Origin of the sequence: Zhongshania aquatica (assembly GCF_027257955.1) — a bacterium.
Lineage (GTDB): Bacteria > Pseudomonadota > Gammaproteobacteria > Pseudomonadales > Spongiibacteraceae > Spongiibacter > Spongiibacter aquatica.
On sequence record NZ_JANZNQ010000013.1, the window covers coordinates 37,325 to 62,046 of the forward strand.

Annotated in this window: 16 protein-coding genes; 5 read left to right on the forward strand and 11 right to left on the reverse strand. The window is 48.8% G+C overall.

The genetic code is table 11. The features are described 5' to 3' along the window. Positions 1-13 precede the first annotated feature (13 nt). The gene (locus O9X78_RS13650) at positions 14-1,921 is read left to right on the forward strand and encodes a bifunctional diguanylate cyclase/phosphodiesterase (protein WP_269620263.1); all 1,908 of its coding nucleotides are present in this window, start codon (positions 14-16) and stop codon (positions 1,919-1,921) included. 219 nt (positions 1,922-2,140) lie between these two features. Here O9X78_RS13650 and O9X78_RS13655 read toward each other — a convergent pair whose 3' ends face one another. Next, positions 2,141-2,743 carry a TetR/AcrR family transcriptional regulator gene (locus tag O9X78_RS13655; protein ID WP_269620264.1) on the reverse strand — a complete coding sequence of 201 codons (603 nt, stop codon included), beginning with the start codon at positions 2,741-2,743 and terminating at the stop codon, positions 2,141-2,143. A 119-nt stretch (positions 2,744-2,862) separates the two neighbouring features. Further along, positions 2,863-3,741, reverse strand: coding sequence for an SDR family NAD(P)-dependent oxidoreductase (locus O9X78_RS13660; protein ID WP_269620265.1), 879 nt, complete (start codon positions 3,739-3,741; stop codon positions 2,863-2,865). Between the two features lie 145 nt (positions 3,742-3,886). On the opposite strand from O9X78_RS13660, the gene O9X78_RS13665 reads away from it, so the two are divergent. Continuing rightward, the gene (locus tag O9X78_RS13665; protein WP_269620266.1) at positions 3,887-5,128 is read left to right on the forward strand and encodes a cytochrome P450; all 1,242 of its coding nucleotides are present in this window, start codon (positions 3,887-3,889) and stop codon (positions 5,126-5,128) included. Positions 5,129-5,174: 46 nt separating this feature from the next. Here O9X78_RS13665 and O9X78_RS13670 read toward each other — a convergent pair whose 3' ends face one another. Then, the gene (locus O9X78_RS13670; RefSeq protein ID WP_269620267.1) at positions 5,175-6,191 is read right to left on the reverse strand and encodes an AraC family transcriptional regulator; all 1,017 of its coding nucleotides are present in this window, start codon (positions 6,189-6,191) and stop codon (positions 5,175-5,177) included. 141 nt (positions 6,192-6,332) lie between these two features. On the opposite strand from O9X78_RS13670, the gene O9X78_RS13675 reads away from it, so the two are divergent. Then, complete coding sequence (locus O9X78_RS13675) at positions 6,333-9,431, forward strand: parallel beta-helix domain-containing protein (protein ID WP_269620268.1); 3,099 nt, start codon at positions 6,333-6,335, stop codon at positions 9,429-9,431. A gap of 46 nt (positions 9,432-9,477) precedes the next feature. Here O9X78_RS13675 and tmpT read toward each other — a convergent pair whose 3' ends face one another. Beyond that, positions 9,478-10,131 (reverse strand): thiopurine S-methyltransferase, encoded by a 654-nt coding sequence (tmpT, locus tag O9X78_RS13680; protein ID WP_269620269.1) that lies wholly within the window; start codon positions 10,129-10,131, stop codon positions 9,478-9,480. A gap of 148 nt (positions 10,132-10,279) precedes the next feature. Between tmpT and O9X78_RS13685 the strand changes: the two genes are divergently transcribed. Then, the gene (locus tag O9X78_RS13685) at positions 10,280-10,408 is read left to right on the forward strand and encodes a MerR family transcriptional regulator (RefSeq protein WP_350339236.1); all 129 of its coding nucleotides are present in this window, start codon (positions 10,280-10,282) and stop codon (positions 10,406-10,408) included. Positions 10,409-10,569: 161 nt separating this feature from the next. On the opposite strand, the gene O9X78_RS13690 is transcribed toward O9X78_RS13685, so the two are convergent. The 3 genes from O9X78_RS13690 to O9X78_RS13700 form a co-directional block, all read right to left on the reverse strand. Further along, positions 10,570-11,010, reverse strand: a complete 441-nt coding sequence (locus O9X78_RS13690; RefSeq protein ID WP_435056059.1) for a Fur family transcriptional regulator — start codon at positions 11,008-11,010, stop codon at positions 10,570-10,572. A 245-nt stretch (positions 11,011-11,255) separates the two neighbouring features. Further along, a complete protein-coding gene (locus O9X78_RS13695) occupies positions 11,256-12,629 on the reverse strand; it encodes a 5-methyltetrahydrofolate--homocysteine methyltransferase (RefSeq protein ID WP_269620271.1) in 1,374 nt (457 codons plus the stop codon). A gap of 54 nt (positions 12,630-12,683) precedes the next feature. Then, positions 12,684-15,002: a TonB-dependent receptor gene (locus O9X78_RS13700; protein WP_269620272.1), complete on the reverse strand. Its 2,319-nt coding sequence runs from the start codon at positions 15,000-15,002 to the stop codon at positions 12,684-12,686. Between the two features lie 570 nt (positions 15,003-15,572). On the opposite strand from O9X78_RS13700, the gene O9X78_RS13705 reads away from it, so the two are divergent. Then, complete coding sequence (locus O9X78_RS13705; RefSeq protein WP_269620273.1) at positions 15,573-16,400, forward strand: alpha/beta hydrolase; 828 nt, start codon at positions 15,573-15,575, stop codon at positions 16,398-16,400. An 80-nt stretch (positions 16,401-16,480) separates the two neighbouring features. Here the strand turns inward: O9X78_RS13705 and O9X78_RS13710 are convergent, their stop codons facing one another. The 4 genes from O9X78_RS13710 to O9X78_RS13725 all read right to left on the reverse strand — a co-directional run bounded on the left by O9X78_RS13710 (position 16,481) and on the right by O9X78_RS13725 (position 24,720). Further along, positions 16,481-16,900, reverse strand: coding sequence for a BLUF domain-containing protein (locus tag O9X78_RS13710; protein ID WP_269620274.1), 420 nt, complete (start codon positions 16,898-16,900; stop codon positions 16,481-16,483). A 126-nt stretch (positions 16,901-17,026) separates the two neighbouring features. Further along, entirely contained in the window at positions 17,027-18,460 is a 1,434-nt protein-coding gene (locus O9X78_RS13715) for an efflux transporter outer membrane subunit (protein ID WP_269620275.1), read from the reverse strand. Positions 18,461-18,466: 6 nt separating this feature from the next. Continuing rightward, entirely contained in the window at positions 18,467-21,613 is a 3,147-nt protein-coding gene (locus tag O9X78_RS13720) for an efflux RND transporter permease subunit (protein WP_269620276.1), read from the reverse strand. Then, positions 21,610-24,720 (reverse strand): multidrug efflux RND transporter permease subunit, encoded by a 3,111-nt coding sequence (locus O9X78_RS13725; protein WP_269620277.1) that lies wholly within the window; start codon positions 24,718-24,720, stop codon positions 21,610-21,612. Before O9X78_RS13725 ends, O9X78_RS13720 begins: the two co-directional genes overlap by 4 nt. Positions 24,721-24,722: the final 2 nt, after the last annotated feature.

Genomic DNA, 24,722 nt, shown 5'->3' on the forward strand with positions numbered 1-24,722 from the left:
TTAGGAAACGACGATGTCACTATATAAACAACTATGGCTTTCGATTGCCATTTTAATGCTCTTGGCATTTCTTGGTAGTTTTGGTATCGGTACGTTAACCATAAAAAGTAATATGGAACGACAACTCCATATTAAAAACATAGATAACGCCAATAACTTAGCTTTAGCCGCGAGCCAACTTGCAGACGACCATACTATGGTAGAACTGCTAATAAGTGCTCAATTTGACAGCGGACACTATCAGCGACTTCGTTATTTAAGCCCTGAAGGTGAGACTATAATAGAACTCACTCGGCCTCTCGCCACATCAATTCCGGCTCAGTGGTTCCAGCGTATCTTTAGTATTAAATCAGATGTCGCTGTTGCGTCAGTTCAAGCCGGATGGAAACAACTCGGTGAGATTGAGGTACAAAGTGATCCTAGCTTTGCTTATCAAGCAGTATGGAACACAGCTTTGAACTTGCTAATGTACTTCACGGCTGCTGCCTTAGTCTTCGGCCTAATTGGTCACTTAATTCTTAAAGCTATCACCACCCCCCTGCACAGTGTTGTAGAACAATCCCATGCACTCAAAAACCGTCGTTTTCTAACGGTATCCCTGCCTCGCACGCTGGAGTTTCGTGAACTTGTTATCGCAATGAATTCGCTAACCGATAGCATTAAGTATTTTTTTGAAGAAGAATCATCCCAATTAATTAAAATGCAATTAGAAAATCAAATAGACCCTATTACGGGGCTACATAGCCGGGAGCACTTCCTTATGCTGATGCGCCAAAGCCTAAGTAGCCTTGAAGCAAGTGATCATGGCAGTCTTGTTATATTTCGAATACACAATTTACAGGATCTTAATAGAAATGAAGGGCGAAGTATTGTCGACTTACTTCTAAAACAATTTGGAGAATTACTCAGAAACCTATCGACAGAGCATGAACAATGGATTTCTGGACGTTTAAATGGATCTGATTTTGCGGTTCTAGCTCCCGATCAAAAATCCGCTGGCGCATTAGCAAAGGAAGTCTACTATGCCTTACTCGCCAAATTACAAGAATTCGATTTACAAGACGAAGTCATCATTCCCACTGCGGCACATCAGTATTACGCCAACGAAAGTATCGCACATACACTGAGCATAGTTGATCAAGCTCTCTGCTTAGCGGAGAGCAAGAGAGCCTCTAACATTGAAATAACATATGACGATGAAAGTAGTAGTAGTATTAAGGACTCGAAATATTGGCAGAAAATAATCGACGACATTATTGACGGTAAGAAGCTAGAAATAGATAGCGATACGGTACTTTCCCGTGACGGTCAGTTTCTTTACAGCAAATTAACATGCAGTCATGCGAATGGTGAAAATGCAATAAGCCGTCGTCAACTATATACCTGGGTCGCTCGCCTTCAACGGGGGTTTCAGTTTGACCATGCAGCACTTGAAAAGATGTATACCGTTAACGATCAACTCAGACATCCTATTGCGTTTGCACCGTCACCAATCACGCTTAAATACTATGAAAGTAAATCGCATCTTCCAGATAATTTCGAACCTAGCTTCCCCGCCGGCACCTGCATTGAAATACCAGAATATTTCGCTACGCAAAACTTTGCCGAGTTTAAGCGTATTTGCGAGCATCTACATGAAAAAAACTATCTTATCGGACTAACCGGCGCTGGCCTACATTTAGAAAACATGGCAAGTATTTTTGACTGTGGCATTGCCTTCATCACTCTGGACAGTACCATAACAATGGACATCCAAATTTCTGAGAGAAATCAAGTATTAGCAAGATGTCTTGCCATTATGTTTCATAGTATTGGCACTAAAGTATACGCTGACGGCATTAAAACTCTGGAGCAATGGGATTTATTAATGAAACTTGGTATCGACGGTGGTTCTGGCCCGTTTGTCGATATAAAGTATTAGATTACACGTTGAAATGCATAAACCATTGCGATATCAGCTGACTGTTCTTAGGTATTTTGCTGAAGCTGTGAGGAGGTAATTAATTTACGACATAAAGCTGATTAAAAATATGAACACAAGTTACTCGCTCAGTTATTAGCCAACAACTGACGCACCCGAAGAGATAGTCGTAATGTTCTGCAGAAAGATTCAATAACAAAGAGCAAAACTAGCGACGATTCATTTCAACATGCTATTCCTCAAATACAATTGCAGAGACTGAAACCGCGCCAACGTATCGTAATTGTCATCATGTAGCCAATTCAGCGTAATCACATTGGTCATACCGACAGTCATTTCCGCACAAAACTGTGGGCTAAGCCCAGCTTTCAGTTGCGCCTTACTGTGATCGTAGAGCCTGAAAAAACAGTCATTCATAAACTGCAGTTGACCAGCACCTTGATTCATATTGGTCGACAATGAGCTAACTAAATAGCCGATTAGCTCCCGCTCTAATTTGCTGGCAGTGCTATTCCTAGTGGCGAGCACACCAAGCACAAACTCTAGCTGCGCGCCTAAATCATCGCTTTGCGCTATGGCTTCAGTGATCAAGTCATTGGTACGTTGCAACAATTCCGCCTGACAAATATCTACCAGTAAGTCGTGCTTGGAACTGTAGTAGTTGTAAAAAGTCTTTTTGGCGATATCGACACAATCGCAAATAGCATCAATAGTGATCCCTTCCACGCCGTAACGACTAATCAGGTGTAGGGTTTGCTCACAGATATTTTCGCGAACGGCCTTTTTCTTTCTTTCTCTGCGACCAAGCTGTATGACTGGCAAAATATTCACCTTAAAACCCTAATTTGGGATGGAATAGTAACGCAGACGCAAGTCAAGAACCAAACTGCGACCACCCTGAGGGGCAGCCACAGTGCAAAACCAGTTCCACAGATACTTCACTACAAAACGTCAGGTACCGTCGGGGTAGTTCTATTTAAAATACTGTCCACCCTGGCGATGAAGCCAGCCCTTGCCTTGTCTGACATAGGCGAAATCCAGAAGCTCTCGTCCCTCAGCCCTTGTATGGCGAAGGCGGCAACTTCATCTGGCTCGGTTGTTTGTAGCTGCATATCGTACTGCGCCATTATTGCCTTCATGTCTTCTACTGAGTGAATACCAGAATCTGGCTTGTCGGGATTTCCCGGCAAGGAGTCTGGACGGTTGCGCTCTGAGTTGAATATACCGGTATTCACAACATGGGGGCCGGGGAATAAGGCATTCACCTTAACCGGCGACTGCATTGCTTGAAGCTGATAATGCAGATTCTCGGTAATGGCCTGAACAGCAGCTTTGCTAGCAGTGTAAATTGGCGTGTTCGGCAACATTAAGAAAGCGCCATTGCCTGAGCCAGTCACCACAAAGTGCGCCTCTTCATTCTGGGCGACCAATTTAGGCAGAAAGGCATTGATCGAATGGATTAGCCCCCAAGTGTTTACCCTAAAACCCCACTCCCAATCATTCAGCTCGTAATCCCACATATTGCCCGCTTCGCCTGTACCCACGCCCGCATTCGCAAACACTAAGTGCATCGCCCCGAAACGCGCCATTACCGCATCTACTAGGGCATTCATTGAAGTGGCGTCGGTTACATCGGCACGCTGGCCCATGCACTCACAGCCAAGGGCTTCTAGTTCAGATACTGTGCGATCAAGTGCCTTGGCCTCAATATCAGCAATAACAACCCTGGCGCCTTCTTTGGCGAGCAGATGCGCTATCGCCCGCCCAACACCGCTGGCGCCGCCGGTAATCACTGCCACTTTGTTCGTGAAATCTTTCATGCCGAGAATCTCCAGATTGCATTTATAATTATTAAGTAACTTGAGAATAAAATTACACTGGAGTATATTTTTTTGCAAGCGCCTAAAAATCATCGGCAACAATAACAATCTGCGCCGCCTAGTGCGTCACGGGAGAGAATCTATCATGTCAGAAAGTGCAACCGCCCTGCCCCCCATCGAATCCCTATTCGATCCTAACTCACAGTCATACGCGGAAAACCCCGCGCCGCAGTGCCTTGCGATGGCCGAGCGGGGACCATTGGTGTGGTATGCGCCATGGCAAGCATGGATCATGACCCAAATGCCAGACATCATGGATTGCTGGAAGCGCGAATACCTCTCTTCGGACTTTTATGACTGGGAGTTTGCCCCGCCGCGCCCCACCGAAGAGAACTGGAATAAATTCGAAAAAGCGCTGGTCGGCCATAGCCTACTTGCCGATCCCGATCATCACCGTTTGGTTCGTCGCATCACCTCACCGGCATTTTCGCGGAATGTGGTCGAAAATATCCAGCGCCAAATAGAGCCGCATGTTAAACGCCTTTTTGACGATATAGGCACGCCAGAGTCCTTTGACTACATCACCGAGGTCGCCCAGCACATCCCCTTTATTTCCATTACCGCCATGGTTGGCGTGCCAGAGAAATACTGGCCAGAAATGAAGCGAGTCACCCAGACTTTTACTGAAACATGGAACCCGACAATATCGGAAGAGCGTCGCCTTCGAGCGCAAGAAGACAGCAACAAGGCCATCGATATACTGCAGGTGGTCATTGCTGAGCGTCGTGAAAATCCGAAGGAAGGTGACTTTCTAAGCGCCTTGCTAAAAATTGAAGCGGAAAACGACAGTTTTAATGAGTGGGACGTTATTACTCTGATTCTCGCCTTGATCGGCGCGGGCGCAGACACCACTCTGATTGCTCAACAATGGTCAGTCTATGCGCTATTGAAAAGTCCTGACCAAGTGCCATTGGCGCTAGAGTCTGCGGATGCTTTTTCGAATGCCTTCAGTGAAATTATGCGCTGGTCGGGCAATTCAAAAATGGGCTTTGCGCGCTATGCGCCGAGTGATATGCAATTGCTTGGTCAAGACGTGAAGAAAGGCCAAATGGTGTTAATGATGCCGCACCTTAAAGATCACGACCCTGCCTATTTCAGCAACCCCGAAAAACTCGATGTGAAACGGAAGTTTGAACCTGATGTGCTATTTGGCTATGGCCCGCGTTTCTGTATCGGCGCCGCACTGGCCAAGCGCCAACTGTATTTAACCTTGGGAGAGATGTTTAAACGCTTCCCAAACATTACATTGGCAGAGGAACCTGAGCGGGATTTAGAGGATCACAATGCAGTGGTGTTCAAACGTTTAATTCTGAATACCAATCTATAGGATAAGCACGGCGAGACAGCGGTAAGGTTAATAAAAAGGGATAGCGTTATTCAAGCAAAGAGGCTCTAAGTTCACGGATGCTGAGTCCGGTTCTGCGTTTAAGCATTTTTCTAAACGAGGCAGCATCTGAGTAGCCCAGTTTCTCGGCGATATAGTTCATGGATTCGTTGCGCTTTAACCAGTGCAACGCAAGTTTTTCAAAAACTTGCTCCTGAATTTCTTTGTAGGTGATGTCTTCATCCTGCAATCGCCGAAGCAAGGTGCGCTCTCCCATGCCCAGCTTGTCCGCGATGGTTTTACGACTGGGAATTAAGCCGCTATCGATCAAGGAAAGGATAGCGGTTTCGATACTAGCACTGAGGTTTTTGAGGTTGAGAGCCTGGTGTTTTAATCGAGAATCCAGCGATTCGTAAAGTATGGGATCTGCTGACGGTAGCGGCAAGTCGAGCACCCGCGACTCTATACAAATAGCGTAGCTACTCGAATTAAATTTGCAGGCGCAGCCTAATAATTGCTCGTATTTTTTTCGCAAACCATAGTCTGGGTGAGCAAACCAGATCTCTGCGAAACGATAATTTTCACCGGGAAAACAATCCTGCATAGTCCGGGAGCAGGCACTGATAAAGGCGTCATAGGAATGGTGGGTAATTTCCATTCTTGGATTAGCCAGCTTAAAACTCATAACAGCGAGATTACCCTGCTCGCTTAAGGCGTATTGCCAAGCCTCGCTAACCAACGATACTTGATGGAGCGCCTCGATAATAGATTGCCGAAAAGTGGTGGCCACCATCATTTTAAAAGCGAGCGGGCCGAGGGTACGAAAATGAAAGTGCTCTAAAACATCCAGGCCAATATCAGGAGGAGCGCCCAAACGATCGGCAGCCTTCCACAGCGCGGTAATGTCGTTTTGATCGACACGGGTAAGTTGTTGCCATGCACCGGAGCTTAGCTTGGCTTCCGCAAATAGGCGTTCTTGATCGACTTGACACGCTTCAGCGATAAGCCGAGAAACCATTTGTGCCCATTGCAGGTTGGTCGTTATGGTCGCTGAACGTTTTGTCACGAATTAACCTGTTTTCGACGCGAATTTGCATTGTACGCAAATTTATACTTGCTAGCATAGTAGTTTGGGGAATACTAAAACTGAGCGGCGAATAATCATGCTAGCGCCTCCTCTGTTTAACAAATATACGGATTTAATTGAATGCATACGCTAAATAGAGAATTGATCAAACTTACCCTGATAGCGCTAATCATCGCTCTTGTCGGCTGTGGAGGCTCAAGCAGTAGCTCGTCCTCTAACAGTAATACCGAGACAGAAACCCCCGATACGGGCAACCCTGACACGGGGAATCCCGACGAGGTTGCGCTGGGGCGGACCTTCGTGATCCAACCCGGACCAGACGCCACAAACCAAATGTTATTGGCGATGATTGAAGTCAAACCAAAAGACGTTATCGAATTCGCCGAAGGCTATTTTGAGCTTACATCAGGTATTCAGATTTCGGGTAACGAGGATATTCTGGTTAAAGGCCAAGGCAAAGACAAAACCGTTTTATCTTTTAAAAACAGCGGCTCTCAAGAAGGCTTTTTAGCCACCACCGTACGCGGTATCACGGTAGAGGATCTGACCGTTCTTGACTCGCCCGGGGACGCATTTAAACTTCAAGGCGTTGACCACGGTACGCTGCGCAGTGTCCGCGCAATCTGGTCCAGTGGTCGAAACACAGCAAACGAAGATACCATTACCGCCGCAAACTACAAAACCAAGCTCAATGTAGCCTGTACCGATCCTGCTCGGCATAACCCAGACAACCCTAACCCGCTGGAAACCGACACCACTTCACCAGACTACACCGTGAGTAAACTATCGGGCCGCTACGGTATTTACCCGGTTAATTCAAAGAATATTCTAGTTGAAGACACTGAATCAGTCGGTGCGTCCGACGCTGGCATTTACGTTGGCCAAACGGACAACGCCATCATCCGCAACAGCCGTGCAGCCTATAATGTGTTCGGTTTTGAAATAGAAAACGTGCGCGGAGGCGAATACGCCGACAACCTATCTGAATGTAATACCGGGGGGTTCCTGGTATACGATTTAGACGGCCTAACGCGCTACGGCAGCCGCACCCGTATGTATCGCAACATCTCTCGCAATAACAACACTTACAACTTTGCCGAACCCGGTAGCATCGTCTCTAACGTACCTCGCGGCACCGGTATGTTGACCATGGGTTACGACAAAATTGATGTATTTGAAAACACCTTCGAAAACAACGGTACCGCCGGTATTGTTCACACCAGCTACAAATTATTTGGCGTACCAGGCGACCGTCGTTTGGACTTATACAGCGAAGGCGTACACATTTGGAACAACACGTTTACCGACAACGGTAACGACCTACCGCAGCCTGACTTTGCCGCCATTATTGATACTGGTGGTGAGCAGATTACATCAGCATTTCCCATGCTGGTGGGTCTAAAAATGCTCGCTGGCGCCGGTCAATATCGCGGCGCACATATTGTTTGGGATGGTTACGAAGACGAATACAATCCAGACTGCGGCTATCCAAAAGACAGTAAAGGCCAGCCAATTCCAGCCGACACCGAGGGTAAGCCTATCTCGGGCAACCAATACCCTAACCCGTCTTGTCGCTACAACGCCTACAAGTTTAACGACGCAGGCGAGCGCAAAAAACCTCAGTGGTGGTATTCGTGTATCGACGCGGATAATAATTTCGACAGTGACAGCGCAACCTTTGCCAATTTCCACGGCACAGAAGGCTTGGAGCTGCTAGTGAACCTACCGCCGGGTGGACCAGAAGATATATTAGATATTATTACCAGCTTGCCAAGTTTTCCCGCAGACACGGATTTAACACCCCATCTTTGCGAGCAAACCTATGGCAGCAATATGCCAACCCTAGCACCGATTGTGATACCGGAGTTTGTCGCTTCAGGCAATATTGATCCGGCGCCACCACAATCATTGATCGATCAGCTTTGCCAAGCTAATGTGGCTGACGGAAAAATTAATGCCGACGCTTATCGAGTCAATTGCCCACGTTTAGATCAATACCATCTGTTTAGCGACCCACAAGATCCGACCAGCCTACCGAATGGTCTAGGTGTACCGTACGTGCTAAATACCAAGCTGTTTTCTGACTACTCTACTAAATATCGAGTGGCCTATATTCCAGAAGGCCAGCAAGCGACTTATCGCGACGGCGGTGACAGTGCAAATGCGACTATTCTATTTCCGGTTGGCACAATTTTAGCCAAAACATTTTCGTTTACCGATGAGCCAAAACAAACCGAAACGCCGGTGGAAACGCGTTTGATCATAAAACGTCAAACCAGCGGTGGTCAGGTTTACTGGGAAGGTTTGGAGTATAAATGGGCGGTAGAAAATGGCCAAAAAGTCGCCCGCTTGCTACAGCAAGGCGCCGTTGTCAGTGCCAGCTGGGACTACCACGACGTGGACAGCGGCGAGCATTACGTCGGCTCTACCGATGGCTACACATTACCGAACGCCAATCAGTGTCAGAGCTGTCATGCCAATGACGATGCCGAAACGGGGGCTGCACCTATTGGGCCAAAAGCACGGAACTTAAACCGTCCCTTCGCCAGTGAGTCATCCCTGCCTAGCGGCACAGACGCTCACCCCATAAATGGCAAGAACCAATTGCTATACCTGTGCCAAAACGGTTTGATGAAAAACTGTCCTAGCAACTTGGCGCTGGACGCCTCTACTCAGTATTTAACTGAGGTAGAACGTAATCCCAAATTTAATGTTCCTGGTGACGCGGGCTTTGCCGCCGGCAGCGATCAAGATATTGAAAAGCGCGTGCGCTCATACCTAGAAGTAAACTGCAGCCATTGCCATAACCCTCGTGGTCTAGCGCAGAACACCGGCTTCTATCTTGACGTGTTCCGCTCGGTCAACGACACCTTCGGTATTTGTAAGGGACCAACCGCAAGTGGCACCGAGGGCCGCGGAGGACGCGAATATGACATCGTCCCAGGTAGTGCCATAGACTCTATTTTACCGTATCGCTTGGGGCCCGAGGCGACAACCCTAGCTGCCCGCATGCCCCCTATTGCTCGCAGTACTGTTCACGGCACTGCGTTTAATTTGGTGACCCAGTGGATCAATGAGGTGGTGGACGACAGCTACGACAATGCCGATGCCTGTAAAGGCAGCAGCAGTGGCGGCACTGAATCCCTATGTGCGCCTGACGAGATACCGCTGCTTGGCGGCCAATGTCTTCCACTTAGCTCAATATTCGGTGAGTTTTAGGTAATTCATTTGGACATACACCATAGTCGGTGTATGTCCAAACTGCTCACAGCAATGACACTTCCGTTTTGTTCAGCAACCACACCACCTCATTGGCAATCACACCGCCTTTTAACCCCCCTTCCAAACTCACACGCTCTAGGCATTGCAGAGCATAAACTGCCTCATAATGATCACGCAGCTCAGCTTCGCCAATTGAAAACGGCGGTCCTTCCTGCAGATCTTGATTGTATTCAAAACAAATTATGAGCTGCGGTGCCACGCCGGAGATTTCCATGAGCAAAGTGGTATAACTGCGCCTCATGCTCTCAGGCAAGGCCACCAATGCCGCGCGATCGTAAATAGCATCTACCTCGCAGACTAGCTCCGCCGACAGATCAAAAATATCGCCAACAAATATATCGATATACGGCGCCCGATAGCGACAAAGTTTGCCCAGTTCTGTCACATCAGGACACAACCCCAATTCCGCAAATAAGGCCTCTATCGCCAACTCACTAAGCTCGGCACCAACAACGTGGAAACCCTGCGCTAATAACCAAGCAATATCCTTAGTCTTGCCACACAGGGGAATAAAAACCCGACTACCCACAGCCAAATTCAATTTAGAAAAATGCGCCTTAAGCAAGGGGTTTCCCTGCTCTTGGTGAAACCCAATCTCATTAGCGCCCCAGCGCTGGTGCCAAAACTCTGCATCCATAAACAGCTCCTATGACCATTTAACGTATATCGGTAGCTGTGCTTGCGAGCATCACGGCTGACCGATAGCATACAAGTTAACATCGACTTGAAGTCAAGCGTCGCGATCACACTGCCAATACTAGGATCATCCATGAACATCGCAGAGATTGCCAAGCGCTACGCTACGATACTACGAAGAAAAAGGCCTTATCCAATCCAGCGGCAGAAAGGGATTGCGACGACTTTTTAAAGCAGAGGTTTTAGACCGGCTAGCGCTTATCTCATGGGCCGGTTAATACTAATCCGATTATCTCTGTTGTGGCTAATTCCGGTGCCCAAAGTTAACCATTGGCGACAAGGATGGTCGAATGGCGGGTTTATTTTAACGCAGCCAATCCACATAAAGAAAAATCACGTGGCCCCAATTACACGCCTCGCTAAAATCTTACTGGCAATATCAAGCCCCGCTCGCCAAACATTTATCGCAGAGGCACGGCAACTCCAATTGTGAATTGAGAAGTTTATAGCCAGCGTCAGCCACTTGTAGATCTAGCTCCTCAATAATCCGCTTAGATATCGCAATTTCTTTCACGGTTTGGCATTTTCTGCAAATCAAAAATTGCGGAACTTCATGTACATGACTACAGGCGATATGTGAACAAGCGACATATTTATTCGTCGAGCTAAGTTTGTGTACCAGTAGCTCAGACTCCAAATAATCCAAAATTCGATAAACTGACATTGTCGGCATCGAGGCTTCGGCATCTTTATTATAGGCATCCGCCACCTCATAAGCCGACATCGGAGTGGTTGATAGCAGCAAGAGCTCTAAAATGCGTTTCCGCTTTTCAGTTAAACGACCACCTGAGTGCGCGCAGATATCCTGTGCTTTACCCATAATGGTATTCAGTCGCGGCTGCTTCAAAGCTGTATCTCCAAATAAGGCTCGATGTATCGTAAGCATACCTCACCGATGCAGCTATATTCTCTCAAAACCTGCGCAAAGACTAAATATGTGCGCTTAAATTACTTGAATGCCTCCCTTTGAAAATAGCTTTCCGCTGTCCTTGCATATTCACTCTGCATAAAAAAAGCGGAAGCCAGGCTTCCGCAAATATCTGACAGAACTATAAACAGCACTCCTTAGTGATCATGTTCCTCTGCAATACCCAACCACGTAATCATGCTCGGCACATAATCCAGCTCAATCTCACCGCTAACCTCAAAGCTGTCTAAATCGACTATCACAATATGCTGCGAAATTGGATCTGAAATATAGACCGTATGGCCATTTTGAGAGAAGGTCATCGAGAAATTAGCCCCCTCTGGCATCTCGCCGAGATCAGCGCCAGTAATTTCTAAACGTCCACTGTATTCCCAGTGGATATAATCCCCTTCTTGATGTGATGTTATTTGCGTCAGGTAGCCTTGATCATCCAAAATAACAAATTGCTCAGCCTCATAAGCAAAACCGCGCGCCACGGGCTTGGCATTGTCAAGTGGCTCCCAATCTATTAGCTCAAGCTCTCCCAAAGCGGGATCGATAACAAAAAACTGGCTGACATCACCCGATGATGCAAGCCCAATAAACTGCTCGCTAGCCTCATGCCCCCAAATACTGCCGATACGCGCACCGTCGATAAGCGTGTCTGGATTGTCTAACTTTTGTGCGCTGTAATCGCCATTCTCGCCCTCAGCCGCAACTAACACACCGTCGCTGCAACCAAAAATGACATGGGTTTCGTTCTGAGCGGCACCGTGTAAATCTGGGCAATTTACGTCGAGAGTTTGCTCCAATTCATAGCTTCCACTGTGTACGTGGTACACACCAACCTGATCGGGAAGGACGAAATTATTAGATGTACTGTCTGCATCGTCGCGGCGAATAGTCGATAGCAGATGCTCACCCCTAGGCTCCGCCACCCCGTGCATCGGCATATCAAAATTAATTTCGGCCGGTATACCCGCACCAGCGATTAGCTCGTCAGTTAAAACCTGAACCGAAGCATTGCTATTAGTTGCCGCATCGCCATCATAGAAAACTGCCACTTCGCCACCGTGGGAAACAAAGTGCGTCGGGCGGCTGCCAGAAACACTGTAGTTAATGAGCTTCGGCATAGAAGAATTTACATGAAAATGATCGTCATGTGGCTCTAGCCACAAACCACCATCAATAAAGTTTACCTTATTGGCATTGCGATCGACCAAGGCCGCATAGCGATAGGCACCCGACGCGTAAACCGAATACGGCAAGGCAGACAAAGCGATCGATTTTATTAAGTCGTTATCATCCAGATCAAACACCTCTGCCTGAAGGTCAGCAGAATTAAGAACAAATAACCGCCCGCCGGCTTCACCGCTGCCATGATCATAGTCGTCGTGGTCATCGCCGTCTGTAATAACAGGTTCTCTTTCTACAATTTTTGTGTCGCCACCGCCGCACGCGGTAAGTACCAGTATCGCACTCATGGCCATAACCAAAGTCTGCAACTTAAACATTGTATTCTGTTGTTTCATTTTTTCTTCCTTAAATTTTAAACGTTAATCGAGGGATATGCCGAGTCACTAGCACTAAAATGTGCCGCGAATACCGACTGTAAAATTTCGGCCAGGGCGCGGAGCAATATCTTTAATAAATGAGGTGTGAACGCGAGCCTCGGTATCACTGAGGTTTTCCGCTTTAAGAAATAAAGTGACGTCTTGTGAGCCCACTGGCAGCAGATAGCTAACGGTGGCATCTAACATGTCATAGCCATCGGTGGTCGATTCTAAATCCGCCACATCACTCTGCTTGGCATAGCGAGTCCAACTTAGTGTTGCGTTTGCTCGTTCACCGCTATATTCCAAGTCCGCACCTACGCGCAGTGGTGGCGTTCGCGGCAGCGCAGTGCCACTTTTCAGTTCGGCATGCACATAGTCAGAGAACAAGGTTGTTTTCCAACGCTCGCTGAGTTTCCAGATTCCCTGTGCTTCAAAGCCGTATAATTCAGCGTCCGCATGGCTAAACAGATACACAGGAAGTTCATCGTCATGCCCGTCGTCTCCGCCGTGATCGTGGTCGTGGTCGTGCCCACTCTCAGCGAATAACCCCGTTGCACCTTGATAATAGTAATTATCAATTTGGTTATAAAAAATGTTTAAAATAACGCCGACATTACCTTCGTGCTTGCGAAAAGAAAGGTCGATATTGTTTGATGTTTCGAGGTCGAAATCTGAGTCACTCAAGGCAAAGTGCTGCTCGCCATTCTCTTCATGCAGTGCGAACAATGCCCCCACCTCATAGGCACGCGTGCCGATATGAGGCCCAAACGATAATAACTCTGACGCCGATGGCGCACGCTGCGATCGTGAAACAGAAATGCCGACGTTATAACCCGGCATAAAGTCCCAAACCGCACCCAGAGATACGCTAATTGGCGTAAAGTCATGATCTACTGCAAAAACGCGAGTCACTTCATCTTCATGAGCGTGCTGGTCCTGCCCAACATCATGCCCATGTACCTCAATGCTCGGCAGTAACACTCTATCTGCGGTCACGGCAACATGTTCGATTCGCGCCCCCATTTGCACCAACACATCACCAAAGTGGCGTTCTTCAATTAACGCCATGGCAACGGTTTCAGATTCTGAAGGTGGCGTAAAAGCCTCTTCACCTTCGGCCTCCAATTCACTATTTTTATAATGTAAATTTAAAGCCCCTTTCCAATGCCCCCACTCCTTGTGAAATAGATCAACGCGCAACTCTGAGCTTTTATTAAAGAACGTCGTACCTACCACACCGCCCTCAATTTCAGAGTGGGTGTAATCGGTGTATGAAGCTCGGGTGTGAATGGCATTTAGCCAAGACGAATCCAGATCTAATTCACTTATAAATTGGTATCGATCCTGCTCTAAATCAGCGTACACGCTCTCTTCATGCCCTCCATGGCTATGGCCGGGAATGCCGTATTCTCGATCTAGGCGCCCCAGCGAAATTCCAACATAACCATTGTCCAGCAAATAACTTGTGCCGAAAGTGTAGCCACTAGAATCCTCCGCGCTGTTTACAACGGTCTTCTTTCCGTCCAGCGCGACCGGCACATCGTAATCATCAGACTCTCGACTAAAACCATCGACATAAAATGCAAAATTTTCAGTACCACTACTTACATTAAAAGACGCCAAGTTTTGCTTATCGACAGATTCACGACTTAATAAGATTTCACCACGGGTTTCAGAACTCATTGGCACACGGTTGTCCACCACATTCACAACGCCGCCAATCGCACCACTGCCGTAAAACAAGGTCGCGGGTCCTCGTAAAACTTCTAGCTGCTGGGCCGTTGATACTTCTGAGGCAACCGAATGGTCAGGTCCCACCCGCGACACATCGCTCACATCCAAATTATTTTGAGTGATTAATACTCTCGGCCCACTTAATCCGCGAATGACCGGCGTGCTGGCAACTGAACCGTGAAAATTGCTGTTCACACCTGGCTGACGTCCCAAACTATCACCCAAGGTAGCGGCCTGCTGCATGCGCAATGAGTCACCGGTCAGCACCGTGACCGGTATGGCTGATTCAATAACCGATCCGTGAACTGGCAAGCCAACGACATCGACTTGCTCGATAACGGTATTTGATAAAGTGACCACAATAGACCCGTCATCTTGCTCATGTAGATGCAATACACGGTGGCTATATCCCGCTGCCATAACATGGATTTCATCACTATCGCCTGGCAGAGAAAATCGGCCTTGCGCATCACTTACAACAGCTTGAGCGGAGTTAAGGCCTTTGACTATTGCACCCGCAATAGGCGCGCCTCTGTCATTTACTACAACGCCATCTAAGGCATGTGCCTTCATCGAGGCCAGTGCCAACAAACCAAGCAATAGCTTGTATTTCATTTAACTCTCCAATAAAACGATTTCATTTTTTCAACACAAACCAGAACTGCACCCAAATTTATTTACGTGCAACAAGGACTCATTTCAGCTCAGTAGCAAAGCACCCGACACAGTTAAGGCACTTCAGTCATCAAGAGGGTCACGTAAATTGAGAGACGCCACATCAAGGATTAAGATATGATATACCATATCATTTATAAGTCAAAGCCCAAAAACAAATGCCCCAAACTCCCTTTGGCTCCGTGTAATAAACCGCCTCAATCAACTATCAGCCAATTCTTATGTCCTTTCGCCTTTATCGCCAAGATTGCAATACTGGCAATACCGCTATAACTAAGAGACAATCTAGCGCTGACGAACGAATAGCAAAACTGAAACGCCCGCTCAGCGTTATCGTGGATAGTCGATACTCAGCCGACGCGAAGTTGGAAAAGCCGTATAAGAATCCGCCTGTAATCTACTTGCCGCTAATATCCGTACAAGCAGCAAAAATCATTATCTACAAGAATATGCCAAGCGACTCAGCGGCTCCCATGCGTAATTACGCCACACCTAACCTCGACAACCACTATGAAACTACTCCTCATTGCCTTTGCCCTACTCTTCGTTTTAGCCTGCTCCACCGTAGGGTTTAATAAATCCGTAGACGTTCGCAAAATCGACAATATCGTTTTTAAGCAAATAGACACGACCGCCTTGGCCGGAGATATATATATTCCTGACATTGCGGGCCCCAAACCCGCAGTGATTGTGGTTCACGGCGGGGGCTGGACAAACCGCAGCGGAAAAATGGAAGGCATCAGCAAAAAACTCGCTCATAACGGCTTTGTGGTCTTCAACATTACCTACCGGCTCGCACCAGAAAGCAGGTACCCCGCGCAAGTGAACGATGTTTCCGACGCATTGGTGTGGCTATACAATCATGCCGATGAATACGAAATAGACCCAAGTAATATCAGCGGATGGGGCTATTCTGCTGGAGCACACTTAATATTGATGGCAGGTTTAGAACGAAAATCATCACCGCATTTACGCAGTATCGTTGCTGGGGGCACGCCCGCAGACCTCACCAGATGGCCCAACTCACCGCTGGTTTTAAAACTCATTGGTGAACCGATGGTTAAAGCCGAGGCGCAATGGAAAGACGCCTCTCCGGTCAATCATGTTAGCCCGAATTCACCGCCGGTATTTTTATACCACGGTCAATTTGACAAGCTAGTCGAACCGGAGCAAATGGCCTTAATGGCAAACGCCTTGAAAAAGGAAAACATTCCAGTGGAAACCTATACGGTTAATCTTCTTGGCCATATTCTGACTTATGCCATGGCCAGTGGAGCGGAGCGGAGCGGAATAGAATTTATTCGGAGCCATGAGGTGAGAGACGCAAAAATCCACTAGATGCTAGTACGGGCTTAGCGTGTGGGCTGAAGCGATTTGTAAAGCCCACTAACCAAATGCGACGCGATCAATTTGTGCACCTATACCGCCTTAACTAACTTCCGCATCTCAATCATTAGTCGATGACAACTCTCACCGGACATATGGTAGGGGATAAATTCGTCGGCACCCGAAAACCTTCGATAAAGCAATCTAGTATCAGCTGTTTCTGGAAGATAACCCATTTCCCACCGTGGAAAATCACGCTCGACAATCTCCTTATATTCAAGAATCAACGGTGTGCCATGCCGATCATCGTTGAGTATTTTATGGTATATCTGATTAATAGAACTCCGCGATCCCTCTAGGCATTGCAGAAAATAATTCTGATTAAAATACAGTAAACCAGATACTGATTTAGCTAAATTATTTCGCCTCGACGCCGTCAAAATATTCTCGACATCTTCCGGCTTAAAATTATCTGATGGGTGACTGGTATAAATCAATCGAGCCAAATACATTGGGCGCGCCTCCGAAGCTAGATTCGTATATTACGAACTATGAAGACCTTATGGATGTCGCGGGATATACCTAGCTCCCACAGGTAGAACTACCTACACGTAATTTCCATTAAATGACCGCTCATACTACTCGTTAGAATTATTGAGGTAACTCACCGACTGCACCACTGGATCATTAATATCCCATGCTCCACCAATCACTGCGGCTAATTGCAACGACGCCTGCAAGCGATCTGCTGAAGTAGCCAGTCTGGTGCGACGCGCATTGAGGGTCTGGTTTTGCGCAGTAGCAACTTCTAGAAAACTCACCAAGCCGGATTTATAACGGTTATTAACGATGCGTTCATTCTCTTCGGCGAGCTTTAACAAAATATCCTGCTGTTCGGCTTTTTCTTTCAACAAGCTCAAGGTTGCCAGTGCATTTTCTACTTCAGCCAAACTGTCTAAAACGGTTTGCCGGTAAGCCGCCAGTTGCTCGTCATACTGCGCCACCGCGATGTCTTTGCTGGCCCGGCGTGCGCCGCCATCAAACAGGGTTTGCACTAAGGATGGCCCCACAGACCAAATCGCCTGCGGCGCATCGAACAAATCACTGAAGCGAGTTGCACTGGCGCCATAGCCTGCACTAATGCTAAAGCTAGGTAGCCATGCTGCTTGCGCCACCCCTATTTGGGCGCTGGCGACGGCAAGTTGGCGTTCAGCAGACACCACATCGGGGCGTCTGGAAATCAGAGTTGAAGGCAGTGACGCAGGCAATAGCGGTAACTCAGGCAGTTGCTGAGCGGGGGCTAAGGAATAATTTACCGGGGCCTCGCCTAGCAATACGGCGATACTGTTTTCTTCTAGCGCACGCTGATTTTTTAAATCGATAAGATCAGACTTTAGCGACTGGCGCTGAGTTTCTGCTTGAATAACATCTGAACGCGGCACAATACCCGCTTTGTACTGGTTCTTCGTTAGAGTTGATGAACGCTCATAAGCCACCATGGTTTGCTCGAGAATAGCGCGTTGCAAATCGTAAGATCGCAGACGAATATAGCTCTGCGCAACAGCGAGTTGAATACTTAAACGTGCAGCAACAAGATTGGCAGCACTGCTTTGCATTCCCGCTTTACTAGACTCAATACTGCGGCGCACGCGGCCCCATAAATCCGGCGCCCAACTGGCGTTTAATCCGGCGGAATAGCTTTCTGTTACGCTGACATTATCGCCGCCACTGCGACTGGCACTCAAGGACGCATCTAATTGTGGACTGTAATCACCCCTCGCCAAACGCCACTGTCCCTGTGCAGCACGATAACGCGCTTCGGCCTGCGCCAGTGTTTGATTCGCCTGATCTGCCTTATGAATAAGAAAGTTTAATTCCGGGTCATTAAAGGCCGTCCACCAATCACCTTGGGCCGCCCAACTTTGCGGCGAAATAGTTTGCCAGCCGGCATCATATTTAAAAGTAGTGGGAACCATCGATGCCGGCTGTTGATAATCTGGTCCAACCGCACACGCTGCCAAGCTCAAAAGCATGGAAAATGCTGTTAACTTTTTAATAGTTAATAAACTCATAAATTGTCATTCACTTTTTTCGGTAACGGCTGGCGCGAAGACTTGCTCAGCCGATTTGTCGCGCAACACGTATTGGCGCAAACGTTCTAAATAAAGATATATAATCGGCGTGGTGTACAGGGTTAAAAACTGGCTAACCGCCAAGCCACCAATAATCGTGATACCCAATGGGCGGCGTAATTCTGCACCCTCGCCAAACCCGATGGCCAAGGGCACCGCGCCAAGCAGACCAGCTAGATTGGTCATTAAAATAGCGCGCAAGCGCAAGCGCGCTGCCTGTCGAATGGCTTGCTCTGGCAGCAAACCATCGCGGCGCTGCGCTTGCAGCGCGAAGTCGATCATTAAGATGGCATTTTTCATCACAATACCGATCAATAAAAACAGACCCAGCAAAGCAATTAAACTCAGGGGCGTTTCACTAATTTTTAAGGCGAGCAAGGCACCAATACCAGCGGATGGCAAGGTCGACAAAATGGTGAGCGGGTGCAATGTACTTTCGTACAGAACGCCAAGCACCAAATACACCGCCAGCAATACCCACAAAATTAACCAAGGCTGATTGAGATCGGCGCCGAAATCCGGCCTACCACCGTCGGCGGCAACGTGCACCGCAGTCGGCAACATAATACGGTCAAGTACGGCGGCTATCGCCTCCTCTGCTTCAACTGCAGTCACACCGGGCGCCAAGGCGTAACCGATTCCCTCTGAGGCAAATTGCGCTTCATGGCGAATACGATCTTCGCCCATACCATAATCCCATGTCGCGAATGTCGACAGTGGCACGCTAGCGCCATCGCTGGTTAATACATTTAACTGACTGAGGACCGCAGGCTGCGAGGTATAGCCCGGCGCCAATTCCATTACCACACGGTACTGGTTCATATCATCGTATAAGGTAGCGACCTGACGTTGAGAAAAGGCATTATTTAGCATCGACGCGACAATACTCATATCTACGCCATACTGCTTGGCCAGCTCGCGATTGATATTTAAAGTCACCTGTCTGGCGTCTTCATTACCCACCGAATCAACATCAACCAACTCGGGTATGTCCTGCATTGCCTGCGACGCAATACGGCTCCACTTGCCCAGAGCATCTAGGGAATCTGAGCGCAGTAGTAACTCATAGTCACTGCGACTAAAGGGCGAACTCAGCCGAATATCTTGATCCACCATCATATACAGCATGGCGCCGGGCACCTTTGGCGCATTCGCCCGCAGCCGATCTACCACTTCCTGCGCAGACACACCGCGCTCAGATAACGGTTTTAAATTTAACGTGATTTGAGCATTGGTCAGTCCGCTACCGCCGCCACTGGTGCCGGTCACATCGGCAACGGCGGGGTCGGTTAAAATATACTGGCGAAAGGCCTCTATTTTTGGCTGCATCAGCTGAAAGGAAAAACCATCATCGCCGCGCACAAAGCCACGCACCTGCCCTGTGTCTTGCTGGGGCAAGGTCGTTTTTGGCAGGGCGATATACAAATACACATTGCAGCCGATAACCGCCGCCAACACTAACATCACCACAATGCCGTGACGCAAGGCCCAATCTAAACTGCGGGCATAGCCATTTTTAAGAGAGTCAAACATCTCTTCGCTAAAGGCCGACATACGATGTTCTAAGCTGTTTGACCCGCTCGTATTTGCGGTCGCGCCTTTTTCGGTATCAAACCTCGGACGCAACCAGCGCGCGCATAAACTTGGTGTCAGGGTAAGAGATACCAGCAGAGAAATAAGCATGGCGGCAGCGAGGGTGATTGAGAATTCTCGAAACAAGCGCTCGACCACACCGCCCATAAATAATATCGATACAAACACCACAACCAAGGCCAAGTTCATCGCCAGCAAAGTAAAGCCGACTTCCTTAGCGCCAACCAGTGAGGCTTGCAGCGGCGACAAGCCCGCCTCGATATGACGCTCAATATTTTCAAGCACCACAATCGCGTCATCGACCACCAAACCGCAGGCAACAACCAAGGCCATGAGCGATAAATTATTGAGTGAAAATCCGTAAAAATACATGGCCACAAACGCGCCAACAAGGGATACCGGAATGGCGATTGAAGGAATCAACGCCGTTCGGAAACTGCCCAAAAATAACCAGACCACCAACATGACTAATACAACGGATATCAGCAAACTAAGCTGAGCTTCGCTAAGCGTGGCGCGAATACCCGGCGAGCGATCCATGATGACCGACAACTCACTATCCGCAGGCATCAATGCGCGTAGGCGCGGTAATTCTTTATAAACGGCGTCAATAGTTTCAACAATATTGGCGCCACTCTGACGACTAATCATGAGAATAACGGCGGGACGGTCGTTGTGAAAACCACTGCTATAACGGTTTTCTACCGACTCCGACACCTCTGCCACATCGCCCAAACGCACCACTGCGCCATTGTTGTGACGAATAATGAGTTCGCGATATTCACTGGCCTTACGCAGCGGATCACTGGTGCTCACTCGCCAGCGATAGTGACTGTCTTCGATCACGCCAAGAGGTCTTAGCGCATTTGCCTGACTAATGGCATTGCGCACTTCGTCTAAAGCAATTCCCCGGTGTAACAAGGCGCCGGGATCAAGTTGAACACGCACCGCAGGCAATGATGCGCCGCTCACGCCAACCTCACCCACGCCAACTATTTGCGCCAAGCGCTGGGAGAGAATGGTGGAGGATGCATCGTATAACTGGCTTGGCGATAGATTTGGTGAGCTCAGCGCCAAGCCCATAATGGGCGCCTGGGACGGATCTATTTTTTGAAATTCTGGATTACCCGGCATACCCGCAGGTAGCTCACCCCGCACAACATTAATAGCCGCTTGCACGTCACGGGCGGCGTCATCTAAGTTGCGATCTAAATCAAAGGTCAACACAACCTGAGTGGAACCCTGACTACTTGAAGACGAAATTGCGCTGATGCCACTAATACTGCCCAGCGCCCTTTCCAATGGCGTAGCCACGGTACTCGCCATACTCTCTGGACTTGCTCCCGGCAGACTGGCGGTCACGCTTATAACGGGGAAGTCGACCTGCGGTAGCGGCGCCACCGGCAATAGTCGCCACGCTAGTAAACCAACAAGTACCAGTGCCACCGACAATAAACCCGTCGCGACCGGTCGATAAATAAACGGCCGGGAAAGGTTCATTCCTTAATACTCGATGTAGTAGCGTCATCACTGAGTTCGTGATCTGCGCTGGAATACTCCTTGCCACTAAAACGATCAAAAAATAAATACACCACCGGTGTGGTGAACAAGGTGAGTACCTGACTCACCATCAATCCACCGACCATGACCAAGCCCAAAGGCTGACGCAATTCGGCACCGGAACCGCCCGCCAACATCAGCGGCAAGGCGCCGAACAACGCTGCCAAGGTGGTCATTAAAATAGGACGGAATCGTAATAAGGCGGCGCGATGAATCGCTTCCCGTGGCGTCATGCCATGATTGCGCTGCGCGTCTAAGGCAAAGTCCACCATCATAATGCCATTTTTCTTTACCAAGCCGATCAGCAATACCACGCCAATGACCGCGATCATATCCAGGGAGCGTCCGGTGATAAGCAGCGCGAGTAAGGCACCAACGGTTGCCGACGGCAAGGTCGACAGAATAGTAATTGGGTGGATCGTGCTTTCATACAAAACGCCGAGTACCACGTACATGGTGGCCACCGCCGCCAACACCAACCAAAGAGTATTCGAGAGGGAGGCTCTAAACGCCTCCGCAGCGCCTTGGAACCGGCTTTCTATACCCAGTGGTAATCCAATCTCCAGCTCAGCCTTCTCTATCGCATTTACCGCGTCGCCCAAGGATGCGCCCTCGGCCAAATTAAAAGACAAAGTCGCTGCAGGAAATTGCCCCTGATGATTAATCAGCAAAGCTGCAGAACGCTGCTCAACCGTTGCCACACTGCTTAGTGGTGCAGGCACACCCGAAGCTGTTGGCACGTATAAATTTTTCAGGGCCGCTAAGCCACTGCTCTGCACCGGATCAACCTCTAACACCACCCGGTACTGATTCGACTGGGTAAACAAGGTGGCGATTTGGCGCTGGCCATAGGCGTTTTGTAGCGTGTCGGCGATCGACGACACACTCACACCAAGCCTAGCCGCCGCATCGCGATCGATATTAATATACGCCTCTTCGCCCTGTTGCTGCAGATCGCTCGCAACGTCGACCAGCTCTGTTCGCTGTTGCAAGGCCGCCATCAATTTAGGTACCCATTCGGCGAGCTCAGCAGTGCTCGCCGCAGTCAGGGTGAAACGATACTGGGTACGACTTACTTTATCTTCAATACTCAGTTCTTGTACCGGCTGAAACCACGCATCTATACCATCCACCTTTTCGGCGCGTTCGCGTAGGCGGGAAATTACGTCGAATACCGATTCGCTGCGCAAATGATGGGCCGGTAAATTGATAAACATGCGACCGCTGTTCAAAGTGGTATTTGTGCCGTCAACACCAATAAATGACGACAGACTCGATACCCCCTCGTCTTCGAGCAACGCTGCCGCCAAGGCTTGTTGGCGACGCGACATAGCCGCAAAGGATGAGTTTTGCGGCGCCTCAGTGACTACCTGAATCACGCCGCTGTCTTGAACCGGAAAGAAATCTTTATCGACGGCAAAATACAACAGCACCGTGAGCGCAATCGTCGCCAACATCACCAACATTGCCGCTGGCTGTCTAGCCAAAACCCAGTCGAGCATGTCTCCGTAGCGAACGATAAATTTATCCATCGCGCCCTGCTCTTGATGATCTTGCGTTCCAGACGAGTCGCGCAACATACGGGCACACATCATCGGCGTTAGCGTTAAAGAGACCAGCAAAGAAATTGCGATGGCTACCGCTAATGTCACCGCAAACTCATGGAACATCCGACCAACAACATCGGCCATAAATAACAGGGGAATTAGCACAGCAATCAATGACAGTGTTAAGGAGATTAAGGTAAAGCCAATTTCCTTTGCGCCCTTTAGTGCTGCTGCCATCGGGCTGTCACCGTTCTCGCGATGACGGGCAATATTTTCTAACATCACGATGGCGTCATCGACCACAAAGCCGGTAGCGATTGTCAGCGCCATAAGGCTTAAATTATTAATCGAGAATTCCGCCAAATACATAAAGGCGAAGGTGCCAACTAAAGAAAGGGGTACGGCAATACTGGGAATAATGGTGGCGGGCACACTGCGTAAAAATGCAAAGGTGACCAAGACCACCAAACCTATGGCGAACAACAATTCCTTTTGCACGTCTTTAACCGAAGCGCGAATACTATCAGTTCGGTCCGTGAGCACATTTACGTCAACCGCCGTGGGCATAGTGGCGGACAACTGCGGTAACAGCGCACGCACACGGTCTGCCACCTCAATCACATTGGCGCCGGGTTGCTTTTGAATATTCAGCAACACCGCCGCCTGACTATTCGCCCACGCCGCCAAAAAGCGATCTTCGGCACCGTTGCTGATTTTTGCCACATCGCCTAAACGCAGGGGCGCGCCACCCTGATAAGCAATAATGAGTTTTTCATAATCTTCAACGGAGCGAATTTGATCGTTCGCATCGAGCAAAGTAGTGCGATTAGGGCCATCAAAACTGCCCTTGGGTTGGTTAACATTGGTCGCCGCGATAGCCGAGCGAATTTCATTTAGACTCAAACCATAAGCGGCAACCGCCGTTGGATTAACCTGTATACGCAGTGCTGGGCGCTGACCACCAGCCAAACTCACCAACCCCACACCCTGCAACTGCGCCAGCTTTTGCGCCATGCGGGTGTCAACTAAATCGTGCACTTCTGGCAGCGGCAAACTTTCTGAGCTTATCGCCAAAGTCATAATAGGCGCGTCGGCGGGATTTACTTTTCGATAAATGGGCGGCGTGGGCAAATCATTCGGCAGCAAACTGTCCGCCGCATTCAAGGCGGCTTGCACTTCTTGTTCAGCCACACCCAAATCAACTTCCAGCGCAAACTGTAAGGTAATCACCGAAGCGCCACCGGAACTGGTGGACGCCATTTGTTTAAGGCCGGGAATTTGCCCCAACTGTCTTTCTAGTGGGGCGGTAATGGTGCGCGCGGTGACGTCTGGCCCCGCGCCGGGATGAAAGGTGTACACCTGAATAATTGGGTATTCCACCTGCGGCAGTGCCGACACCGGCAATAAACGCCACGCCAAAATACCTGCGGCCAATAGCGCGAGCATCAGCAGCGAGGTGGCGACCGGGCGTAAAATAAAAGGGCGCGAGATATTGTTCATTA